The following is a 19,428-nucleotide window of genomic DNA, read 5'->3' as shown; positions in this document are numbered from 1 at the left end:
GCCTCCGGACTCCACAGTCCGAACTGGGTCCAGAGCATCCTCGCCCCCACGGCCACCGCCTCGTCGGCGACCGTCGGGACGTCGTCCAACTTCCGGAACACGTCCACGCAGTCGGGGACCACCGGCAGGTCGGCCAGGGTAGGCACGCACGGTCGCCCCAGGATCTCGTCTGCCATCGGGTTCACGAAAAACACGTCGTAGTCGGTGCCCAGCAGGTATGTGGCGACGAAGTTCGAGGGCCGCGCCGGGTTGGCCGAGACGCCGACCATGGCGACCGTGCGCATTCCGGCCAGCAGCCGTCGACGTTCGTTCGACGACGGTTCGGTCCAGCCATCGACCGGCGGATGCCCGTAGCTCACAGGTCGCATCCGGTCAGGGCCTGGTCCAGATCCCAGAGGATGTCGTCGAGGTCCTCTAGCCCGATCGAGAGCCTCACCATGTCGGGGCTCACCCCACCGGCGGCCATCGCCTCGGCCGATAGTTGCTGGTGCGTGGTGGATGCCGGGTGGATGACCAGCGTGCGGGCATCACCGACGTTGGCCAGGTGGCTGACCATCTGGAGTCGCTCGATGAACGCCGCGCCGGCCTCGCGGCCGCCGTCCACGCCGAAGGTGAACACGGCCCCGGGGCCCTTCGGGAGGTAGCGCTCGGCCAGCGCCCGGTATGGCGAGGAGTCCAGGCCGGCGTACGCCACCCAGCCGACGGCCGCGTGGCCGTCCAGGAACTCGGCGACGGCTCGGGCGTTCGCCACGTGTTCCTCCATGCGCTGGGGCAGGGTCTCCAGGCCCTGGAGCAGCAGGAAGGCGTTGAACGGCGACAACGAGGCACCGACGTCGCGGAGTTGTTCGGCCCGCAGCTTGGTGCAGAAGGCCAGCTCCCCGAAGTTCTCCCAGAACCGCAGGCCGTTGTAGCCGGCGTTCGGTTCGGTCATCTGCGGGAAGCGGCCGCTGCCCCAGTCGAATCGGCCCGACTCCACGACGACGCCGCCGATGGACGTGCCGTGGCCGCCGATGAACTTGGTAGCCGAGTGGACGACGATGTCGGCACCGTGCTCAAGCGGTCGGCACAGGTACGGCGTGGCGAAGGTGGAGTCCACCACGAGCGGGAGGCCGTGGGCGTGGGCCACGTCGGCCAGGGCCGCCAGGTCGGCGACCGCTCCCGACGGGTTGCCGATTATCTCGGTGTACAGGAAGCGGGTGTCGCCGTCGATCGATGCGGCGAAGGCATCCGGGTCGTCGCCGTCGACGAAGCGGGCTTCGATGCCGAGACGGCCCAGCGTGGTCTCGAACATGGTGTGGGTTCCGCCGTAGAGCGCCGACGAGGCCACGAGGTTGGTGCCCTGCTCGGCCAGCGCCAGGGCGGTCAGGAACTCGGCGGCCTGGCCCGAGGCGGTCGCCACGGCACCGATGCCGCCCTCCAGGCTGGCCATGCGTTCCTCGAACGCCGCCGTCGTCGGGTTCGAGATGCGGGTGTAGATGGTGCCGTACTTCTGGAGGGCGAACAGGTCTGCGGCGTCGGCCACGCCGTCGAACACGAAGCTGGTCGACTGGTAGATGGGCACCGCCCGGGCACCGGTAGTCGGATCGGGTTGCCCGCCGGCGTGGAGCGCCCGGGTCCGGAATCCCCACTGGTGGTCGGCCACGGTCGCGCAGTGTAGGAGACGGCCGACTGACGGCCCCGTTTAGCCGGCCTCGCCACCGGTGGCGATCGGGTGGTCCGATGCACTCCACTGCGACCACGACCCCACGTACAGGCGGCCGCGGCCCAGGCCGGCGTGCTCCATGGCCAAGAGGTCGTGGCAGGCGCTCACCCCGGACCCGCAGTAGGCGACGACGTCAGCCGCGTCTTCCACCCCGAACGCCCGGTAGCGGTCGGCGAGCTCGCCCGGTGGCCGGAACCGCCCGTCGACCAGGTTTGCGGCGAACGGGGCGCTGACGGCACCGGGCACGTGTCCGGCCCGGGGGTCGACGGGTTCGACCTCGCCCCGGTAACGCTCCGGTGCCCGGGCGTCCAGGAGCACCCTGCCGGCCGATCCGGCGGCGACCTCGTCGATGTCGGTGAACGCCCGGTCCGGCCAGGGGCGGACCGGAACTTCGACCGGTGGCCGCACCGACGACCGGGTCTCCAGGGGCCCGTCCCAGCCGGCGATCCCGCCGTCCAGGAGAGCGGCCGGCTGGCCCAGCACCCGCAGCATCCACACGAGGCGACCAGCGCACATGCCGCCGGCGTCGTCGTATGCGACGACCGTGTCGTCCGGGCCGATGCCGAGCTCCCCCATCGACCCGGCGAACGCCTCGGCGGTGGGAAGCGGGTGGCGACCCACCTCCGGGCCGGGTTCGGCCGTCAGGTGCTCGTCGAGGTCCACGAACACCGCGCCGGGCAGGTGGACGGCCTCGTAGGCCTCCCGCCCTGACCGGCCGTCCAGGTACCACCTGACGTCACAGAGGACCGGATCACCACTGTCGGCTGACAGGACCGCCGCTGCTCCGGCGTCGAGGATCGGTCCCATGTCCATGGACGGAGTCTCCCACATCGATATCTTGGTAACACTGACGGTAATCTTGCATCTTATTTCTTACTCACCTAGGGTGTGGCCCATGCTCCAGCAGCTCCTCGCCCCTCCCCTGCCGTCCCACCTCGACACCGGAACCGAGGCGTTCGCCCGGAACCGCGCCGACATGGAAGATCACCTGGCGGTCATCGACGAACTGCTGGACGAGGCCGAGGCCGGCGGCGGTCCCGAAGCCATGGACCGCATGCGCTCCCGCCACAAGATGCCGATCCGGGAACGCATAGGCCACGTGCTGGATCCCGACAGCCCGTTCCTGGAGGTCAGCCCCCTGGCCGGGTACGACTCCTCGTACGCGGTCGGTGGCGGCTTCGTGGTCGGCATCGGCGTGATCGCCGGCGTGGAGTGCGTGGTCGTCGGGAACGACCCCACGGTGCTGGGCGGCGCCATGACCCCGTACATGTCCAAGAAGTGGATGCGGGCCCTTGAGATCGCCCGCCACAACCGGATGCCCTACGTGAGCTTCGTGGAGTCGGCCGGCGCCGACCTCCGGGTCCAAACCAGCGGTGGCGACTCGGGCACCCGGCGCCGTGCCCGGACCGACCACTTCGCCGAGACCGGCCGCTTCTTCTACGAGATGATCGAGCTCTCCAAGCTGGGCATCCCCACCGTCTGCGTGGTCTTCGGATCGTCGACGGCCGGCGGCGCCTACCAACCGGGGATGTCCGACTACAACATCTTCATCAAGGAGCAGTCCAAGGTGTTCCTGGCCGGACCGCCGCTGGTGAAGATGGCCACCGGCGAGGACTCCGACGACGAGTCCCTCGGCGGCGGCGAACTCCACGCCGACAAGTCGGGGCTGGCCGACTACCTGGCCGAGGACGAGATGGACGCCCTGCGCATGTGTCGCGAGGTGGTCTCCCACCTCAACTGGCACAAGGCCGGTCCCGTGCCGTCCTACGTAGCCGACGAGCCGCTGCACGATCCCGAGGGCCTCATGGGCCTGGTCAGCAGGGACCTCAAGCAGCCGGTCGACGTGAAGGAGATCATCGGCCGGGTGGTCGACGGCTCACGCTTCGAGGAGTTCAAGCCCCGCTACGGGCCGACCATGATCTGCGGCTTCGCCACCCTCCACGGCTACCCAATCGGGATCCTCGGTAACAACGGCGTGATCTACCCGGAGGCCGCCGAGAAGGCCGCCCACTTCATCCAGCTCTGCAACCGCCAGGACACACCGATGGTCTTCTTCCAGAACATCACCGGGTTCATCGTCGGCAGGGAGTTCGAGGAGGCCGGGATCATCAAGAAGGGCTCCCAGATGATCAACGCCCTGACCAACTCCACCGTCCCCCACCTGACGGTCATCATCGGCTCCTCGTACGGCGCCGGCACCTACGCCATGTCGGGTCGGGCATACGAGAACCGGTTCACCTTCCTGTGGCCGATGGCCAAGATTGCCGTCATGGGTCCGAAGCAGATCGCCGGCGTGATGTCCATCGTGCGACGGGGCCGGGCCGCCCGGAAGGGCCTCGAGTTCGACGAGGAGGAGGACGCCGAGATCGTCCGCCAGGTCGAGGCCGCCCAGGAGAAGGGGTCTCTAGCCCTGGAGGCCACCGGCACCGTCAGCGATGACGGCATCATCGACCCCCGGGACACCCGGACCGTCCTGGGCCTGTGCCTCTCCGTGGTGAGGACAGCGCCTATCGAGGGTGCACAGAAGTACGGGGTGTTCCGGCTGTGAGCACCCCTACCTCCCTACGTTCGATCCTGGTCGCCAACCGCGGGGAGATCGCCCGCCGGGTCTTCCGCACGGCGCACTCCATGGGCATGCGGTGCGTCGCCGTATTTGTAGACGCCGACGCCGACGCTCCGTTCGTCGCCGATGCCGACGAGGCCGTCCGCCTGGCCGACGGCTACCTGGACGGCGAGGCGATCATCGCCGCCGCGCTGGCCACCGGCGCCGACGCCATCCATCCCGGCTACGGGTTCCTGGCAGAGAACGCCGGCTTCGCCGCCGCGGTGGAGGCAGCCGGCCTCGTCTGGGTGGGCCCGACGCCCGACGTCATCTCGTCTATGGGCGACAAGCTGGCCGCCAAGGAGGCCGCCCTTGCAGCCGGGGTGCCCACGCTTCCCTCCTCGGACGACCCGACGGCCGACGACGAGGTCGGCTATCCGATCCTCGTCAAGGCGGCGGCAGGTGGTGGCGGCAAGGGCATGCACCTGGTGGAACGCCCCGAGGACCTGGCCGAGGCGGTGGCCACCGCCCAGCGGGAGGCCGCCAGTTCCTTCGGCGACGACCGGGTGTTCCTCGAGCGCTACGTGGCCCGGTCACGACACATCGAGATCCAGATCCTGGGTGACGCCCACGGCGCACTGGTCCACCTCGGCGAGCGGGAGTGCTCGATCCAACGTCGCCACCAGAAGATCATCGAGGAGTCGCCGGCCGCCGTCCTCGACCCGGCACGCCGGGATGCCATGGGTGAATCGGCCCTGCATCTGGCTCGGGGAATCGGCTACCGGTCGGCCGGCACGGTCGAATTCCTGGTGGATGACGCCACCGGCGAGTTCTTCTTCCTGGAGGTCAACACCCGACTCCAGGTCGAGCACCCGGTCACCGAGGAGGTGACCGGAATCGACCTGGTGCGCGAACAGCTGCGCGTGGCTGCCGGCGAGCCGCTGGGTTACGGACAGGACGACATCGGCTTCAGCGGCCACGCCGTCGAGGCCCGCCTCTACGCCGAGGATCCGTCGGCGGGGTTCCTTCCGGCGACCGGCACGCTGGTCGCCTGGCAGCCGGCCGACGAACCGTCGGTCAGGTGGGATACAGGCGTCGAGGAGGGCAGCCATGTGGGCGTCGACTTCGACCCCATGCTGGCCAAGGTGGTGGCACACGGCCCGACGCGCTCGGAGGCGGCGGGCCGTCTCGCCCTGGCCCTGGAGCGGATGCACCTGGGCGGCGTGACCACGAACCGGGACTTCCTCGTGGCCACGCTGCGACACGAGGCGTTCCTGGCCGGTGACACCACCACCGACTTCATCGAGCGCAACGCTCCAGCCATGGGAAGAACCGTGGCCGCGGCCACCACCCACCAACTGGCGATCGCCGCCGCCATGTGGCTCCAGGGCGACAACCGTGCCTCGGCCCGTGTCCTGGACCGGATCCCCAGCGGCTGGCGAAACGCCCGGATGCCGGCCCAGCATGTCGCCCTGGCCGTCGATGACGTCGAGCACGACATCGGCTACCGCCGCCGACGGGACGGATCGTTCGCAGTCGAGGGCGGCCAGGTCGCCATCGTCCACAGGTGGTCGCCCGACGACCTGGACGTCGAGGTCGACGGCATCCGCCGTACGGTCCGGATCACGTTCGCCGCCGGTCCGTCCGGCGAACACCTCCACCTCACCGGCGGCGGCACGACCACCACGTTCCGGGTCGTTCCCCGGTTCTCGGTACCCGGTTCCGAAGCACCCAGTGGTGGACTGGTAGCACCAATGCCGGGCAGGGTGTTGGAGATCCGTGCCGCCGTGGGCGACACGGTCACCAAAGGGCAGACCATGCTGCTCCTGGAGGCCATGAAGATGGAACACCACATGACGGCGCCGTTCGACGGCACGGTGACCGAGGTCCGGGTGGCGACCGGCGACCAGGTCGACAACGGTTCCGTGCTGCTGGTCATCCACCCGGCCGACGACGGGAGCGCCTGACGTGGCGGATCCGATCTGCGTCGCCAACTGCTCGGGCTTCTACGGCGACCGCCTGTCGGCTGCCCGGGAGATGGTCGACGGCGGCCCGATCGACGTTCTGACCGGCGACTGGCTGGCCGAGCTGACGATGCTGATACTGGCCCGCACTCAGGCCAAGCGACCGGGTGGCGGCTACGCCCGGACCTTCGTCACCCAGATGGACCACGTCATGGGCACGTGCCTGGACCGGGGCATCAGGGTCGTCTCGAACGCCGGCGGCCTGGACCCCGACCACTGTGCCGAGGCCGTCGCCGAGGTTGCCGCCACGCTCGGCCTGTCGCCGACCATCGCCTACGTCAACGGCGACGACCTGCTCCCCCGGCTGGACGAGCTGCTGGCCGCCGGCGTGGACCTGCCCGACATGGCCACTGGTGAGCCGCTGGCAGATCCGGGCCGCTTCGTGAGCGCCAACGCCTACCTCGGCTGCTGGGGCATCGTCGACGCCCTCCACCGGGGCGCCGACATCGTGGTCACCGGCCGCACCACCGATGCCGCCGTGGTCTGCGGACCGGCGGCATGGCACCACGGCTGGGCCCGCGACGACTGGGACGCCCTGGCAGGCGCCGTCGTCGCAGGCCACGTCATCGAATGCGGAACCCAGGCCACCGGTGGCAACTACTCGTTCTTCACCGAGGTGTCCGGCCTGGCCCGGCCCGGCTTCCCGTGGGCCGAGATCGCCGCCGACGGCTCGTCGGTGATCGGCAAGCACGACGGAACCGGAGGCGAGGTGTCCGTCGGGACCGTCACATCCCAGCTGCTCTACGAGATCGGCTCGCCGGCCTACCTGGGCCCCGACGTGACCGCCCGCTTCGACACCATCCAGCTCGACCAGGCGGGACCGGACCGGGTCCGCATACACGCAACGAAGGGAGAACCTCCACCGTCGACGCTGAAGGTCTCCATGAACGAGCTGGGCGGCTACCGCTCGGACCTTTCGCTGGCCCTCACCGGCCTGGACGTCGAAGCCAAGGCGGCCCTCGTCGAGGAGGCCTTCTGGACAGCCTGTCCCAACGACCCCGGGGACTTCGACGCCGTCGAGTCCCGGGTGGTGCGCACCGACAAGGCGGACCCGGCGTCCAACGAGGAGGCGGTGGCCCAGTGGTGCCTGACCGTCAAGGACCGGGACGAACGCAAGGTCGGACGGGGCATCTTCAACGCCATGACCGAGTTGGCGCTCTCCAGCATCCCCGGGTTCTTCGCCGTGAAGAGCAGCGGCAGCGCCCGTCCGTTCGGCGTGCACAGGGCAGGCCTGGTTCCCGCCGACCTGGTTCCCCAACACGTGGTGGTCCTGGGCGGCGACCGGACCGTCGTGGAGTCCGTGGCCCCCGAATCCGCCGTCGAGGTCACCCCCGCGGCCCGACCGAGCACCCCGGTACCCGCTGGACCGACGGTCGCCGTCCCGCTGGGCCGGATCGCCGGAACCCGTTCAGGCGACAAGGGCGGGGACGCCAACCTCGGGGTGTTCGTCCGCAGTGATGCGGCCTGGGCGTGGCTGGACGACCACCTGACCACCGACCGCCTCCGGGAGCTCCTGCCGGAAGCCGCCGCCCTCGTGATCGAACGGCACCGCCTGCCGGCCATCCGGTCGCTGAACTTCATGCTCCGGGGTCTCTTGGGCGAGGGCGTGGCAGCGTCCACCCGGCAGGACGGCCAGGCCAAGAGCCTGGGCGAATGGCTCAGGGCCCGGGTCGTCGACGTGCCTGAGTCGCTGCTGGAGGACGGGGCACCGGTGGAGGGCTCGTGAGCGCCGAGGCGGCGACCCTGGAATCCACCGAGCTGGGTCGCCGACTCCGAGCGGTACCCGCCCCCCGACCTGTCCTGGACCGCGACCGGGAGGCCCTGCTGACCGGACGACAGCGCGAGGTCCTGGACCAGATGGGCACCCTGTTCGACGACGGCTTCGCCGACCTCACGATGGCCGACATCGCGGCGAGCGTCGGCTGCTCGCTGCGCACCCTCTACGACCTGGCCCCCAGTCGTGACGAGCTGGTGCTCACGGTCATAGACCGGAACCTCCGGCGCATCGGCCGACGCGCCATCTCGGCCATCCAGCCAGACCTGGACCCACTGGCCGTGATCCGTTCCTATCTGATGGCCGCAAATCTGGCGGTGGCAGCCACCACGCCGGCCTTCGCAAGGGACCAGGCGGCGACTCCGGCCACCCACAGGCTGGCCACCGCCCACTCCGACTACCTGGTGGCGATCACGAGGACGCTCCTGGACCTGGCGGTCGAACGTGGCGACATCGCCCCGACCGACACCGCTGCGGTCGCCCGGGTCGTGGCCGGCCTCGGCGCCATGTTCGCCCTGCCCGAGAACCTCGAGACGATCGACTCGACCCCGAAGGAGGCCGCTGACGCCATGGTCGACGTCATCCTGCGCGGCCTGACGACGGGCGCCTGACCGCCCTGAACGGAGAACCGATGCACGTCCAGGACGTGGCCGCCGACCTGGTGGCCGAGCAGCAGGCACTCGACGACGTCGTGTCCGTCCTTGACGGGGCCGGTTGGACGGCGGCTACGCCCAGCCCACGGTGGACGGTGGCCGACCAGGTCGCCCACCTGACGTACTTCGACGAGGCGGCCGCCACCGCCATCACCGATCCGGATGCCTTCAGCGCCTCGATCGAGGGCCTCATGGCCGTCGCCCGGAACGGTGACGGGGCCGTGGACGACCTGACCCTGGGCGACTACCTGGCCCTCGGACCGGCGGGACTGCTGGATGCCTGGCGTACGGGTCGCGCCCGTCTGGCCGAGGCGGCCGCCAACCTGGCAGACGACGACCGGGTGGCCTGGTACGGGCCGTCAATGGGAGCCAGGTCCTTCCTGACCGCCCGCCTCATGGAGGCCTGGGCCCACGGGCAGGACATCGTGGACGCCGTCGGCGGTGGCCGACCGGCGACCGACCGCCTACGCCACATCGCCCAGCTGGGCGTGATCACCCGTCCGTGGTCCTACCACAACCGGAAGATGGAGGCACCTGCCGGCGAGGTGGACGTCGCCCTGGAGGCACCCTCGGGAGGAGTGTGGACATGGGGTCCGGGCGATGCCGCCGACTCCGTCCGGGGTCTGGCAGAGGACTTCTGCCTGGTGGTGACCCAGCGTCGCCACGTGGACGACACCGATCTCGACGTTACCGGCGATCTGGCACGCGACTGGCTGGTCCGGGCCCAGGCCTTCGCCGGCCCACCCACCGACGGACCCGAACCGGGGAGCTTCTGATGGCACTCGTGGAGACCGACCTGGACGGCGGCGTCCTGACCGTCACCATGGTCGACGTGGACAACCGCAACGCCCTCAGCTCGGCGTTGGTGGGCGAGCTGGTCGCCGCGCTGGACGCAGCAGATGCCGACCCGGCGGTCCGGGTCGTGGTGCTCACGAACAGCGGCCGCGTGTTCTGTGCAGGGGCCGACCTGTCCGAGCGGTCCTCGGGAGACAAGCCGACGGTGAAGGTCGACGCAGCCGACCTTTTCAGCCGGTTCCGCCGGTCTCCGAAGGTCTACGTGGGACGGATAGCCGGACACTGCGTTGCCGGCGGCATGGGGCTGGCTGCCGCCATGGACCTCTCGGTGGCCGTGGAAGACACACGGTTCGGCTTCACCGAAGTTCGCCGGGGTGTAGCCCCGGCCATGATCTCGGTCCTCTGCCTTCCGAAGATGCGATCGGCCGACGCCGCCGAGGCGATGCTCCTGGGCAACCGCATGACCGGTGCCGACGCCGCCCGCCTCGGGCTCGTCAACAGGGCCGTGCCATCTGGCGAGCTGGACGCCACCGTCGACGCCTTCGTCAGCGACCTGCTGGCCGGGGGCCCGGAGGCCCTGGCTGCCACTAAGCAGATCCTCGTCCGGGTACCCGGCATGCCGGTCGACGAGGCGTTCGCCTGGACCGCGCAGCTGTCGGCAGACCTGTTCCGGAGCGACGAGGCCCGGGAGGGCATGCGGGCCTTCCTGGAGAAGCGCTCCCCTGACTGGGCAGGTTGAGTTAGCCCAGCAGGATCTCGCCGTCCATGTCGCCGACGGTGTGTACCTCGCCCACCTGGCCGGTGGAGACGGCGACGTAACTGCCCGGGAGGCGGACCTCCTGTTCGGCTCCGGACCGGTTGTAGACGGCGAAGCCGTTGGTGAACCTCCGTATGAAGAGCCCCTCGACCCCGCCGTGGATCGTCCGCTTCACCCCAACCGGTTGGCCCAGGTCGGCGTCCCAGAAGTCGTACCAGTTGTGGTGGTGGTCCCGGGTCGGCTCGGCGTTGTCGTCGCCGAACACCACGGAGCCGTCGGAGTGGGTAAGGGCCAGGGTGGTGAACAGGCGCATCCAGCGCCGGTTCTCCTCCGAGTTCCTCTCGTTGACCTGAGCGGCCTCGTTGCCGTAGTCGTCGACCACCCGCCAGCCCTCCAGGCAGTTGATCCGGGGCTCCAGGAGTTCCCCTGATGCCCACGAGAGGGTGTCCTCCACGGTCAGGAGGCGGTCGACCGTGTAGCCCGTCGACCAGTCGGGCTTCCAGACCTCCATGAACGTGCCGTTCACGTACGGGGCCGATCGGGGCGCCGTCCGGTCGTTCGTGTTTACGAGGATCAGGAAGTCGTCGCCCACCAGTTCCCGGATGCGGCGCAGGATGGCGAGCCGCCCCTGGACCTCCTCTTCGGCGGACATGTGGAAGGCCGCCCAGTCGAGGAACGAGGCCGACGTCTGGCGGTCCTCGTTCCACCAGTCGAGGAAGACCCCGTCGACCACCCCCGAATGCTCCAGGGCGTGGACCTTCCGGGCTACCAGCTCGATGAGGTCCGGATTGCCGAAGTCGGTGAGCGAGCCGAGGATCTCGTCGGCCTCGATGCGACCGTCGCCATCCGCATCCTCACCCCATCCGGGAACCGGGTTGCCGTCGGCGTCTCGCAGCCAGAACGGTGAGTCCGCCGGGTAGTACCCCTGGTCCCACCACGGTCGGCCCTCCGGGTCGTCGACATACGGGGCATCGCGGTACCGGACCTCGGCCAGCGTGACCAGTCCGGGATTCAGCTCGAGCAGTGCCTGCCGACGATCCAGCGCCTCGTCGAACCGTTCGCCGCCATCCGGTGAGCGGAACTCCGTGGCCAGGCCCGCATGGGGCTGATCGTCGGAGGTGTCCCAGACCAGCCCGAGCGACCCGGTCCCTGTCCACCAGAGGTCGTGGAGGGCGATCCGTTCCAGTTCGGTGAGGTCCGGGCGGTTCTGGACGCCGTTCCACGGCTGGCAGATGCGCGGGAAGCCCACCGGAAGCGGCAGGTCCGGCGCACCCGGGCCGACGGCGTCGGCTGTGATCCACTCCGCCTCGACGAATGCCCCCGCGATCACCTGCGCATACCGCCATGCCCCGAGGTCCTCCAGGTGACCGTAGGGTGGAGGCGATCGGAGTTCGCCCCAGCCTCCCACGCAGCCCGGTTCCTCGTCGGCGCACCGTGCCGACTGCACGAAGTTGCCCTCCGGGGACAGGGCCGGCCAGGTGGACACGTACCGGACCATTCCGCCCGGATGGCGTTCGGGCATGGACGGGAAGATATTGAGGGTCCTGGACAGGCCCCCGCCGCGACCGACGGGCTGGTCGACGAACAGGACCCGGGTGCCGGTACGTCGTGCCACCTCCACGAGGTAATCGGAGTCGGCCAGGTACTTCGCAAGGTAGGCCTCACCCTCCAGCGGGCGACCGTCATCGTCGGCCATGCACGGGGTCATGGCGTTCCCGCCATGGTCGACGACGATCACGTGCGGACGCCACCAGGCGAGGTTCTCGATCCCCAGTTCCTCGTCGCGGGCGGCGAACCAGTCGCAGAGTGCAGTACCGCCGTGGCGACGAGGCTTGATCACGGCCTCCGAGCCGAAGACGGCCCGGAGGTGGGGATCGACCTGGACGGTGATCGAGTCGCCGGTCAGCACGATGCGGAGGGGTTCTCCCTCGGCCCGCTTGATCGGGGTGGGTGGCGGCCCGGTCTCGGCGACGACCACGGCCGGAGCGACGGTCGTGGACGGCGAAATGACGGTGGTCGGCGTGGCGGTCGTGGACGGCGCTGGGGCCACCGTCGTCGTGGACGACGCATATACCACGGTCGTCGTGGACTGCTGGACGACGGTGGTCTGCGTGGGGGCCGTCGTGGTGGGTGGGGCTGGCGACTCGGTCGTCCGTGCGGGCTTTGTGGGCGTGGTCGAGGTGGCCGCGGGAGCGGTGGTTGCGGGATCACGTTCGCCATCCGGCCCACTGGTCGGCTCCCCTCCTCCGCACCCGGCGGTCGCCAGGAGGAGAAACAACAGGAGTACCCCTGTTCGCATGCGCGCAGTCTCCCAGAGCCGTCGTCGCCGACCGGCAGTATCCCCGGCGTGGAGGCTCAGGCGTTGAGGAGGGCGGCCACCACGTCCAGCACCGCCTTCTTGCCGTCGCCGAACAGCATCAACGTGCCGTCGGCGGCGAACAACGGGTTCGGTATCCCCGCGAACCCGGTGCCCAGGGACCGCTTGATGACCACGACCGTCCGGGACTCGTCGACGTTCAGGATGGGCATGCCTGCTATCGGGGAGGCGGGATCGGTCCGGGCCAACGGGTTCACCACGTCGTTGGCGCCGATCACGATCGTCACGTCGGTCTGGGCGAACGTCGGGTTGACCTGGTCCATGTCGAGCAGGCACTCGTAGTCGATCTCGGCCTCGGCAAGCAGGACGTTCATGTGTCCCGGCATCCGCCCGGCCACCGGATGGATGCCGAACACGACTTCGGTACCCGCGTCGTTCAGGGTGCGCATCAGGTCCCTCACGGCGTGCTGGGCCTGGGCGACCGCCATGCCGTAGCCGGGCACGATCGCCACCCGCTCGGCGACCTCCAGGATCATCGCCACCTCCTCGGCCGAGGTGGAGGTGACCCGGTCGCCGTAGACGTCCTCGGCGTCGGCCACCACCCCACCGGCGGCCATGGACCCGAAGACCACGTCGAACAGCGACCGGTTCATGGAGGTGCACATGATCTGGGTGAGGATGACCCCGCTAGCCCCGACCAGGGAGCCGGCGATGATGAGCAGGGGGTTGTCGAGCACGAACCCGGCGGTGGATGCGGCCAGCCCGGAGAAGGCGTTCAGCAGGGCGATCACGACCGGCATGTCGGCCCCGCCGATGGCCACAGTGCCCAGCACGCCCAGGAGCGCCCCGGCACCCACCAAGAGCCAGAACCAGCCGACGTCCCCGGGACTGACCACCACCATCGTCGCCGATGCCACGGCCACGACCGCCAGGAGGGCGCGGAGCACCCCCTGTCCCCGGAAGCCGCGTAACGACAGGACCTCCTGGAGTTTGGCGAACGCCACCAGCGAGCCGGTCAGGGTCACAATGCCTATGAGCGCCGTCAGCGCTGCGGCTACCGCCAGTTGGTCGTCGACCCGGCCCTTGTCCACCACCTCCAGGAACGACGCTCCGGCGACGAGCACCGACGCCCCGCCCCCGAATCCGTTGAACAGGGCGACCAGCTGCGGCATTCCCGTCATCCGCACCCGGACGGCCAGGACGGCACCGATCGCGGAGCCAACGACCAGCCCGGCCAGCAGCACGCGGAAGTCCACGATCGACCGGTCCAGCAGGGTGGCCAGTACGGCGACCAGCATCCCTGAGGCACCCAGCAGGTTCCCCCGCGGGGCGGTCCGCGGTCGTGCGAGCCCCTTGAGGCCGAGGATGAACAGGACCGCAGCGGCCAGGTAGGCGACAGAGGTGATGTCGGCGGCGCTCACGACCCCTTCCTCCTGCCCGAGGAGAACATCGCAAGCATCCGGCCGGTCACCAGGAACCCGCCGACCACGTTGATCGTGGCCAGCACGACCGCCACGAAGCCGAGCACCGTGGTCAACGTGGAGTGGTCGGTCCCGGCCGAGACCATGGCCCCGATGAGGGTGATGCCGGACACGGCGTTGGATCCCGACATCAACGGTGTGTGGAGCGTCGCAGGGACCTTGGTGATCAGCTCCATGCCGAGGAACACGGCCAGCACGAACAACGTCAGGGCGATCAGCAGGGTCATGCTCCGGCCTCCCCGTTGCTCCTACTGCTTCCGGCACCATCTGCCCGCTGTTCCAGCACCGACCGGACCACCGGGTGCACGACCTCGCCGCCGGTTGCGACCAGCATGCCGACCAGCACGTCGTCGTCCGGGTCGACGAAGGACTCGCCGTCCCGGTCCAGCATCCGCACGAGGTTGGTGACGTTCGTGGCGAACATCCTCGACGCCGTCAGCGCCGACCCGGAAGCTAGGTCGGTCGGGCCCAGGACGGTGACTCCACCATGGTCGACCTCGGCGTCGGCGATGCTGACCTCGCAGTTCCCGCCCCGCTGGACGGCCAGGTCCACCAGCACCGATCCGGGACGCATCCCGGTGACCATCGACTCGGTGACCAGCAGCGGGCTCTGGCGGCCGGGGATCTGGGCGGCCGCTATGACGACGTCGGCCTCGGCCACGTGCGGGGTCAGGACCTCATGGATCAGCACCGCATCCGGCACGCCGCCCTCCGGCGCGGGCGGCGGGTCTATCGACTTCGCCCCGAGGGACCGGATCTGTTCCAGGGCCTCCTCCCGGATGTCGAACCCCTCGACCACGGCGCCCAGGCGTCGGGCGGTGGCGATCGCCTGGAGTCCCGCCACACCGGCACCCAGCACCAGAACCCGGGCTGGCGGGACCGTGCCGGCGGCCGTCATGAGAAGGGGCAGCATCTTGGGTAGCCGGCTGGCCGCCAGGAGGACCGACTGGAAGCCCTCCACAGTCGCCTGCGACGACAGCACGTCGACGGCCTGGGCTCGCGTGCTGCGCGGCACCAGGTCGAGTGCGAGCATCGTCGCTCCCGTCGCCGCCACCTCCACGGCGACATCGGGACGCCAGACCGGGTCGAACAGCCCGACGACGACGTGGTCGGCCCCGAGGTGGCCGAGCGCCTCGCCGTCCGTGGGCCCGTTGACCGACACCACCACACCACCCTCGCCGATGGCCGCAGCCGGGTCCGGGGCGATGGAGGCACCAGCCGCCAGGTACGCATCGTCGGGCATGCCGGCGGCGGCTCCGGCACCGGTCTCCACGACCACGGAGTGCCCGTCGACAACCAGCGCCCCGGTGGCCTCGGGCGTCACGGCGACCCGCCGGTCACCCGCCCTCCGCTCGCACAGCACCGCAATCCTCATGGGCACCCCTGACCGGACCAACGGGCCACGGCCACTCGTCGACCAGCGTCGAATCGTAGTGCCGGCGCGGAATCGGATCACCGACTGAGGTCTGTGCAGACCTGAGGGGAACGCTGCAGACCTGAGGGGGACGCCGTCCACCGATGGCTGTCTGGGTAGCGTGCCGCGGTGAACGCTGCTCCGGACGCCCGACCGGCTGCCCGTTCACCTGCCGGTTTCTACGGCTGGTGGATCGTCGGACTGGCCAGCCTCGTCGGCGTACTCACCGGTCCCGGACAGTCGATCGGGGTCTCGGTGTTTCGCCAGCACCTGTCAGACGGACTGCATCTCTCTGATTCGGCGATCGCTACCGCCTATCTGGTGGGAACCCTGCTGTCCTCGACGCTCCAGCCGAGGATCGGTCGCTGGGTCGACCAGGTCGGGGTACGACGGGCATCCACGGCCTTCGGAATCGCCTTCGCTCTCGCCCTCGCACACATGTCGATGGTCCGGGGCGTCGTATGGCTCGCCGCCGGGTTCTTCGGCATCCGACTCCTCGGCCAGGGAGCCCTCAGCCTCACCTCGACCGTGGCCGTCATGCACTGGTTCGACCGCCGCCGAGGCTTCGCACTCGGCCTCAAGATGACGCTGACCATGGGCGGCATGTCCATCGTGCCGATCCTGCTGGCGGTCGCAATCGACGCATGGGGGTGGCGTATCGCCTGGTTGGCCGCCTCAGCGGTCATCGCCCTGACGGCCGTGCCAGTCAGCTGGTTCGGATACGTGAACCGGCCCGCTGACCTGGGACAACTGCCGGACGGTGAACCGCCGGTCCACGTTGGCCAACTCGGCTCGGCTCCACCGTCGCTCACCCGGTCGACGGCACTCAGGTCGACTGCCTTCTGGGCCCTCGCCGCCGTCACCGCTACGAACTCACTGCTCGGCACCGGCCTGCTCTTCCACCAGACCAACCTGCTGGGCGAGATCGGCTACTCGAATGCGCAGGCCGCCGCCATGTTCCTACCTCAGGCGATTGGCGCCGTCATGGGAGGGCTGGCGTTCGGGTGGTTGGCCGATCGTGCGGCCCGGCCGATACTCCCGACGGTCGTAGCGCTGCTCCTGGCATCGACGATGCTGCTGGGAGGCACGTCCACCACCTTCCCAGCGGTGCTCCTCTACACGGTGGTCCTGGGGATGACGATGGGCGGCGGCGCTGCCGTGCAGAGCTCCCTGCTGCCGGCACTGTTCGGCGTGGGGCACATCGGTTCGATCTCGGGAACCCTCGCTCTGATAAGCGTGCTGACCTCGGCACTGGGCGCCCTGACCTTCTCGCTTGGGAGCATCGTGTTCGGTGGCTACCGGAGTGCCAGCCTGTGGTTCACCGTGCTACCACTTGCGGTCGCCCTGTTGGCCTTCCTGTACCGACGACACTTCGCCATGGAAACGACGAGCGGCTGAAACCATCAGACTGCCAATCCACCCAGGCCGCAATCAGATTCGGCGGTCGTAGCCGGACCAGAATGGTTCGCGTAGCAGGCGCTTCTGCAGCTTGCCCGTGCCCGTACGGGGCAGTGATTCCCTGAACTCAATGGACCGGGGCACCTTGATGCCAGCGAGGCTCTCTCGGCAGAGGACGATGAGCCTGGTGGCCAGGTCGTCGTTGTCGGCACTACCGGCGGCGACCACGAGTGCCTTGACCTCTTCGCCGAACTCCTCGTTGGGAATACCGATGACGGCCACGTCGACCACGTCAGGATGCCCTCCGATCACGCCCTCGATCTCAGCCGGGTACACGTTGACACCGCCCGAGATGATCATGTCGATCTTCCGATCGGAGAGCCACAGGTAGCCGTCGTCATCGAGGTACCCGACGTCGCCGGTAGTGAACACGCCCGGGCCCAGATGGGCCTCGGCCGTCTTCTCGGGGGCGTTGTGGTACTCGAAGTCCGTGCCCATGGAGTTTCGGAAGTACAGGGTGCCCTCCTCGCCGGCGGCCCTGGGTTCCCCGTCGTCGTCCACCACGAGGATTTCCATGTTCGGCATTGGTCGTCCGACGCTTCCACCGCGCTCGAGCCATTCGGGGCTGTCGATCATCGTGATGATCGAGCCTTCGGTGGAGCCGTAGTACTCGACGATCTTCGGCCCCCACCAGTCGATCAGGCCCCGCTTCACCACGGGCGGGCAGGGTGCTGCGCCATGGAGGACAATCTCGAGCGACGAACCGTCGAACGCGGCCCGGCGCTCCTCATCCAACTCGAGCAGGCGCTTCATCTGGGTAGGAACCAGGTGGATGCTGGTGCCTCCGTGGGTGTCGATGAGGTCCAGAACGCCAGCGCTGTCGTACCGGTGCTGCATCACCACCGCCGACCCACCCACCAGGGGCAGAAACGAGAAGGCCCACTGGGCCGAGTGGTAGAAGGGCCCGCAGAGGACGGCGGTTCCCGGCAGCGTCATGAGATCGGTGAAGCCGGAGGCGACGAGTTGCCACACTTCGGGCGGCGTGCCGGGTTCGGGGGAGGACAGACTGCTCCGGACGCCCTTGGGATGCCCGGTTGTTCCCGAGGTGTAGAACATCGGTCCACCGAAGGCTTGGTCCTTCGGTTCGGCGTCCGACCCGGAGCCGAGGAACGCCTCGAAGTCGGCGAAACGCGTATCGCCCGGGGCGCCGATGGCCACCGCCAGTTCCACGGCGGAGGACCTGGGGTCGGCAAGGGCTTCGGCAACCACGTCGGCGAAGCGGTGGCCAACCAGGACAGCCCTGGAACCGGAGTCCTCGATGATGTAGGCCATTTCCGAGGCCACGAGATGCCAGCTGACGGGCACGAACACGACGCCGGCGTGTGAGCAGGCGAGAGCCACCTCAAACCACTCGTTGCGGTTGCCGGACACCACCGAGATGGTGTCGCCCGACCCGAGTCCGGCGTCCCTGAGTGCGTGGACGAGGCGGTTCACCCTGATGTCGAGTTGAGCCCATGTCAGTGTGTCGTCGTCGTCGGCGAGTGCGAGCTCGTCGCCGCGTGTGGCCGCCGCTTCCCTTGTCAGTACCGCCATGGTTCGACCCCTCTCTTTGACTTCGCCCGTGGCTCAATCTTGTAGCCGTTGACTTGCATGGCGCCCACGTTACGTCCCGTCAGCAGGGCCTAGCCGAGGGACTTCGCTTCAGTCATTACTTGACTGGTTCAGAACCCACAGAGTCTTAAAACTGCAGAACCCCCTGCTGAGCAGGGGGTTCCCGTGGAGCGGACGACGAGATTCGAACCCGCGACCCTCACCTTGGCAAGGTGATGCTCTACCAGCTGAGCTACGTCCGCGTCAGACCGGAACGATAGCGGCCGGTCGCCGGTTTGGCGCCGCCGGGGGTCAGCCCTCGGAACCCCCACCCAGGTCGATCCGAAGGGTCAGCACGCCGTCATCCAGGCTGGCGTCCGCGTCGCCGATGATGGCGAAGTCCTGGAAGTCGTTCTGGGCCTGGTCGATGAAGCGTTGCCGCTCCTCCCCACCCACAGGCGGCAGGGTGCGGGTCCGGACGGCGGCGGCCCGTTCCCTGAACCGCTGCAGCATCGCATCCAGGTCGAGTTCTGGTTCGGACATGGCCAGACCCTAGGCAGGATCACCGGGCGGGCGGTCGCCAGGATGGTCGACAAGATCCGCGATTGTCCCCATCGCTGGAAGCAGCGTCACGGCCTCGAGGTCGTCCGGCGGTTGGATCGTCGGCATCCTTACCTCGCGGGCGTCTCCGTCGGGAGGCCCCGGGTCGGCGACGGCGCGGGCCAACCTGGTGGCCGGTCGTGTCTGCCACCAGTAGGCGGCGGTCCCGACGATGACCACCCCTGCCAGCAGGCGCAGGGTGACGACGATCCGGTCCACGCGTTCCCCCGCCGTCCGTCCGTCCTCGTCGACCTCCGGCGGCACCGTCTCCACGGTGGTGACCTGGGCAAGGGCCGGACCGGCGATGCCCAACAGCAACCAGCCGGCCAGCACGACGACGGCCACGGCGGCACGCGGTGATCTCCTCGTTGTCGAACGCGC

17 protein-coding genes and 1 tRNA gene are annotated in these 19,428 nt (G+C 69.2%); 7 read left to right on the top strand and 11 right to left on the bottom strand.

The genetic code is table 11. From position 1 onward, the window contains the following. From MK177_03215 to MK177_03205, 3 genes are all read right to left on the bottom strand, one after another. A partial coding sequence (locus MK177_03215; protein MCH2426327.1) for a CoA-binding protein occupies positions 1-359 on the bottom strand: 359 nt, incomplete at its 3' end. Further along, positions 356-1,642: an O-acetylhomoserine aminocarboxypropyltransferase/cysteine synthase gene (locus MK177_03210; protein ID MCH2426326.1), complete on the bottom strand. Its 1,287-nt coding sequence runs from the start codon at positions 1,640-1,642 to the stop codon at positions 356-358. The genes MK177_03210 and MK177_03215, both read right to left, overlap by 4 nt. Before the next feature lie 39 nt (positions 1,643-1,681). Next, positions 1,682-2,515, bottom strand: a complete 834-nt coding sequence (locus tag MK177_03205) for a sulfurtransferase (protein ID MCH2426325.1) — start codon at positions 2,513-2,515, stop codon at positions 1,682-1,684. An 82-nt stretch (positions 2,516-2,597) separates the two neighbouring features. Here MK177_03205 and MK177_03200 point away from each other — a divergent pair, with 82 nt between their 5' ends. Genes MK177_03200 through MK177_03175 form a run of 6 tightly spaced genes read left to right on the top strand, consistent with a single transcriptional unit; the run spans position 2,598 to position 10,229 of the window. Next, entirely contained in the window at positions 2,598-4,250 is a 1,653-nt protein-coding gene (locus MK177_03200) for an acyl-CoA carboxylase subunit beta (GenBank protein ID MCH2426324.1), read from the top strand. Then, positions 4,247-6,211 (top strand): acetyl-CoA carboxylase biotin carboxylase subunit, encoded by a 1,965-nt coding sequence (locus MK177_03195; protein ID MCH2426323.1) that lies wholly within the window; start codon positions 4,247-4,249, stop codon positions 6,209-6,211. The genes MK177_03200 and MK177_03195 overlap by 4 nt, the downstream gene beginning before the upstream one ends. A 1-nt stretch (position 6,212) precedes the next feature. Next, positions 6,213-7,994, top strand: coding sequence for a DUF1446 domain-containing protein (locus MK177_03190; protein MCH2426322.1), 1,782 nt, complete (start codon positions 6,213-6,215; stop codon positions 7,992-7,994). After that, on the top strand, positions 7,991-8,653 hold the full coding sequence (locus tag MK177_03185) for a TetR/AcrR family transcriptional regulator (GenBank protein MCH2426321.1): 663 nt from the start codon (positions 7,991-7,993) through the stop codon (positions 8,651-8,653). The genes MK177_03190 and MK177_03185 overlap by 4 nt, the downstream gene beginning before the upstream one ends. Positions 8,654-8,673: 20 nt before the next feature. Further along, on the top strand, positions 8,674-9,471 hold the full coding sequence (locus MK177_03180) for a TIGR03084 family metal-binding protein (protein MCH2426320.1): 798 nt from the start codon (positions 8,674-8,676) through the stop codon (positions 9,469-9,471). After that, positions 9,471-10,229 (top strand): enoyl-CoA hydratase-related protein, encoded by a 759-nt coding sequence (locus MK177_03175; GenBank protein ID MCH2426319.1) that lies wholly within the window; start codon positions 9,471-9,473, stop codon positions 10,227-10,229. Before MK177_03180 ends, MK177_03175 begins: the two co-directional genes overlap by 1 nt. Position 10,230: 1 nt before the next feature. On the opposite strand, the gene MK177_03170 is transcribed toward MK177_03175, so the two are convergent. Genes MK177_03170 through MK177_03155 form a run of 4 tightly spaced genes read right to left on the bottom strand, consistent with a single transcriptional unit; the run spans position 10,231 to position 15,420 of the window. Beyond that, on the bottom strand, positions 10,231-12,546 hold the full coding sequence (locus MK177_03170; protein MCH2426318.1) for a putative glycoside hydrolase: 2,316 nt from the start codon (positions 12,544-12,546) through the stop codon (positions 10,231-10,233). A 56-nt stretch (positions 12,547-12,602) separates the two neighbouring features. After that, positions 12,603-13,985: an NAD(P)(+) transhydrogenase (Re/Si-specific) subunit beta gene (locus MK177_03165; protein ID MCH2426317.1), complete on the bottom strand. Its 1,383-nt coding sequence runs from the start codon at positions 13,983-13,985 to the stop codon at positions 12,603-12,605. Continuing rightward, the gene (locus tag MK177_03160; GenBank protein MCH2426316.1) at positions 13,982-14,272 is read right to left on the bottom strand and encodes an NAD(P) transhydrogenase subunit alpha; all 291 of its coding nucleotides are present in this window, start codon (positions 14,270-14,272) and stop codon (positions 13,982-13,984) included. The genes MK177_03165 and MK177_03160 overlap by 4 nt, the downstream gene beginning before the upstream one ends. Beyond that, on the bottom strand, positions 14,269-15,420 hold the full coding sequence (locus MK177_03155) for an NAD(P)(+) transhydrogenase (Re/Si-specific) subunit alpha (GenBank protein ID MCH2426315.1): 1,152 nt from the start codon (positions 15,418-15,420) through the stop codon (positions 14,269-14,271). The genes MK177_03160 and MK177_03155 overlap by 4 nt, the downstream gene beginning before the upstream one ends. Positions 15,421-15,588: 168 nt before the next feature. Between MK177_03155 and MK177_03150 the strand changes: the two genes are divergently transcribed. Continuing rightward, the gene (locus MK177_03150; GenBank protein MCH2426314.1) at positions 15,589-16,857 is read left to right on the top strand and encodes an MFS transporter; all 1,269 of its coding nucleotides are present in this window, start codon (positions 15,589-15,591) and stop codon (positions 16,855-16,857) included. A gap of 33 nt (positions 16,858-16,890) precedes the next feature. On the opposite strand, the gene MK177_03145 is transcribed toward MK177_03150, so the two are convergent. The 4 genes from MK177_03145 to MK177_03130 all read right to left on the bottom strand — a co-directional run bounded on the left by MK177_03145 (position 16,891) and on the right by MK177_03130 (position 19,392). After that, positions 16,891-18,450: an AMP-binding protein gene (locus tag MK177_03145; GenBank protein ID MCH2426313.1), complete on the bottom strand. Its 1,560-nt coding sequence runs from the start codon at positions 18,448-18,450 to the stop codon at positions 16,891-16,893. Positions 18,451-18,634: 184 nt separating this feature from the next. Then, a tRNA-Gly gene (locus MK177_03140) sits at positions 18,635-18,710 on the bottom strand. A 49-nt stretch (positions 18,711-18,759) separates the two neighbouring features. Next, positions 18,760-18,990, bottom strand: a complete 231-nt coding sequence (locus MK177_03135; protein MCH2426312.1) for a hypothetical protein — start codon at positions 18,988-18,990, stop codon at positions 18,760-18,762. A 9-nt stretch (positions 18,991-18,999) separates the two neighbouring features. Further along, positions 19,000-19,392, bottom strand: a complete 393-nt coding sequence (locus MK177_03130; GenBank protein ID MCH2426311.1) for a hypothetical protein — start codon at positions 19,390-19,392, stop codon at positions 19,000-19,002. Positions 19,393-19,428 lie beyond the last annotated feature (36 nt).

This window comes from Acidimicrobiales bacterium, assembly GCA_022452145.1.
GTDB lineage: Bacteria > Actinomycetota > Acidimicrobiia > Acidimicrobiales > MedAcidi-G1 > UBA9410.
Note: the sequence above shows the minus strand (reverse complement) of the source record. Positions and strands in the feature narration are given on the sequence as shown.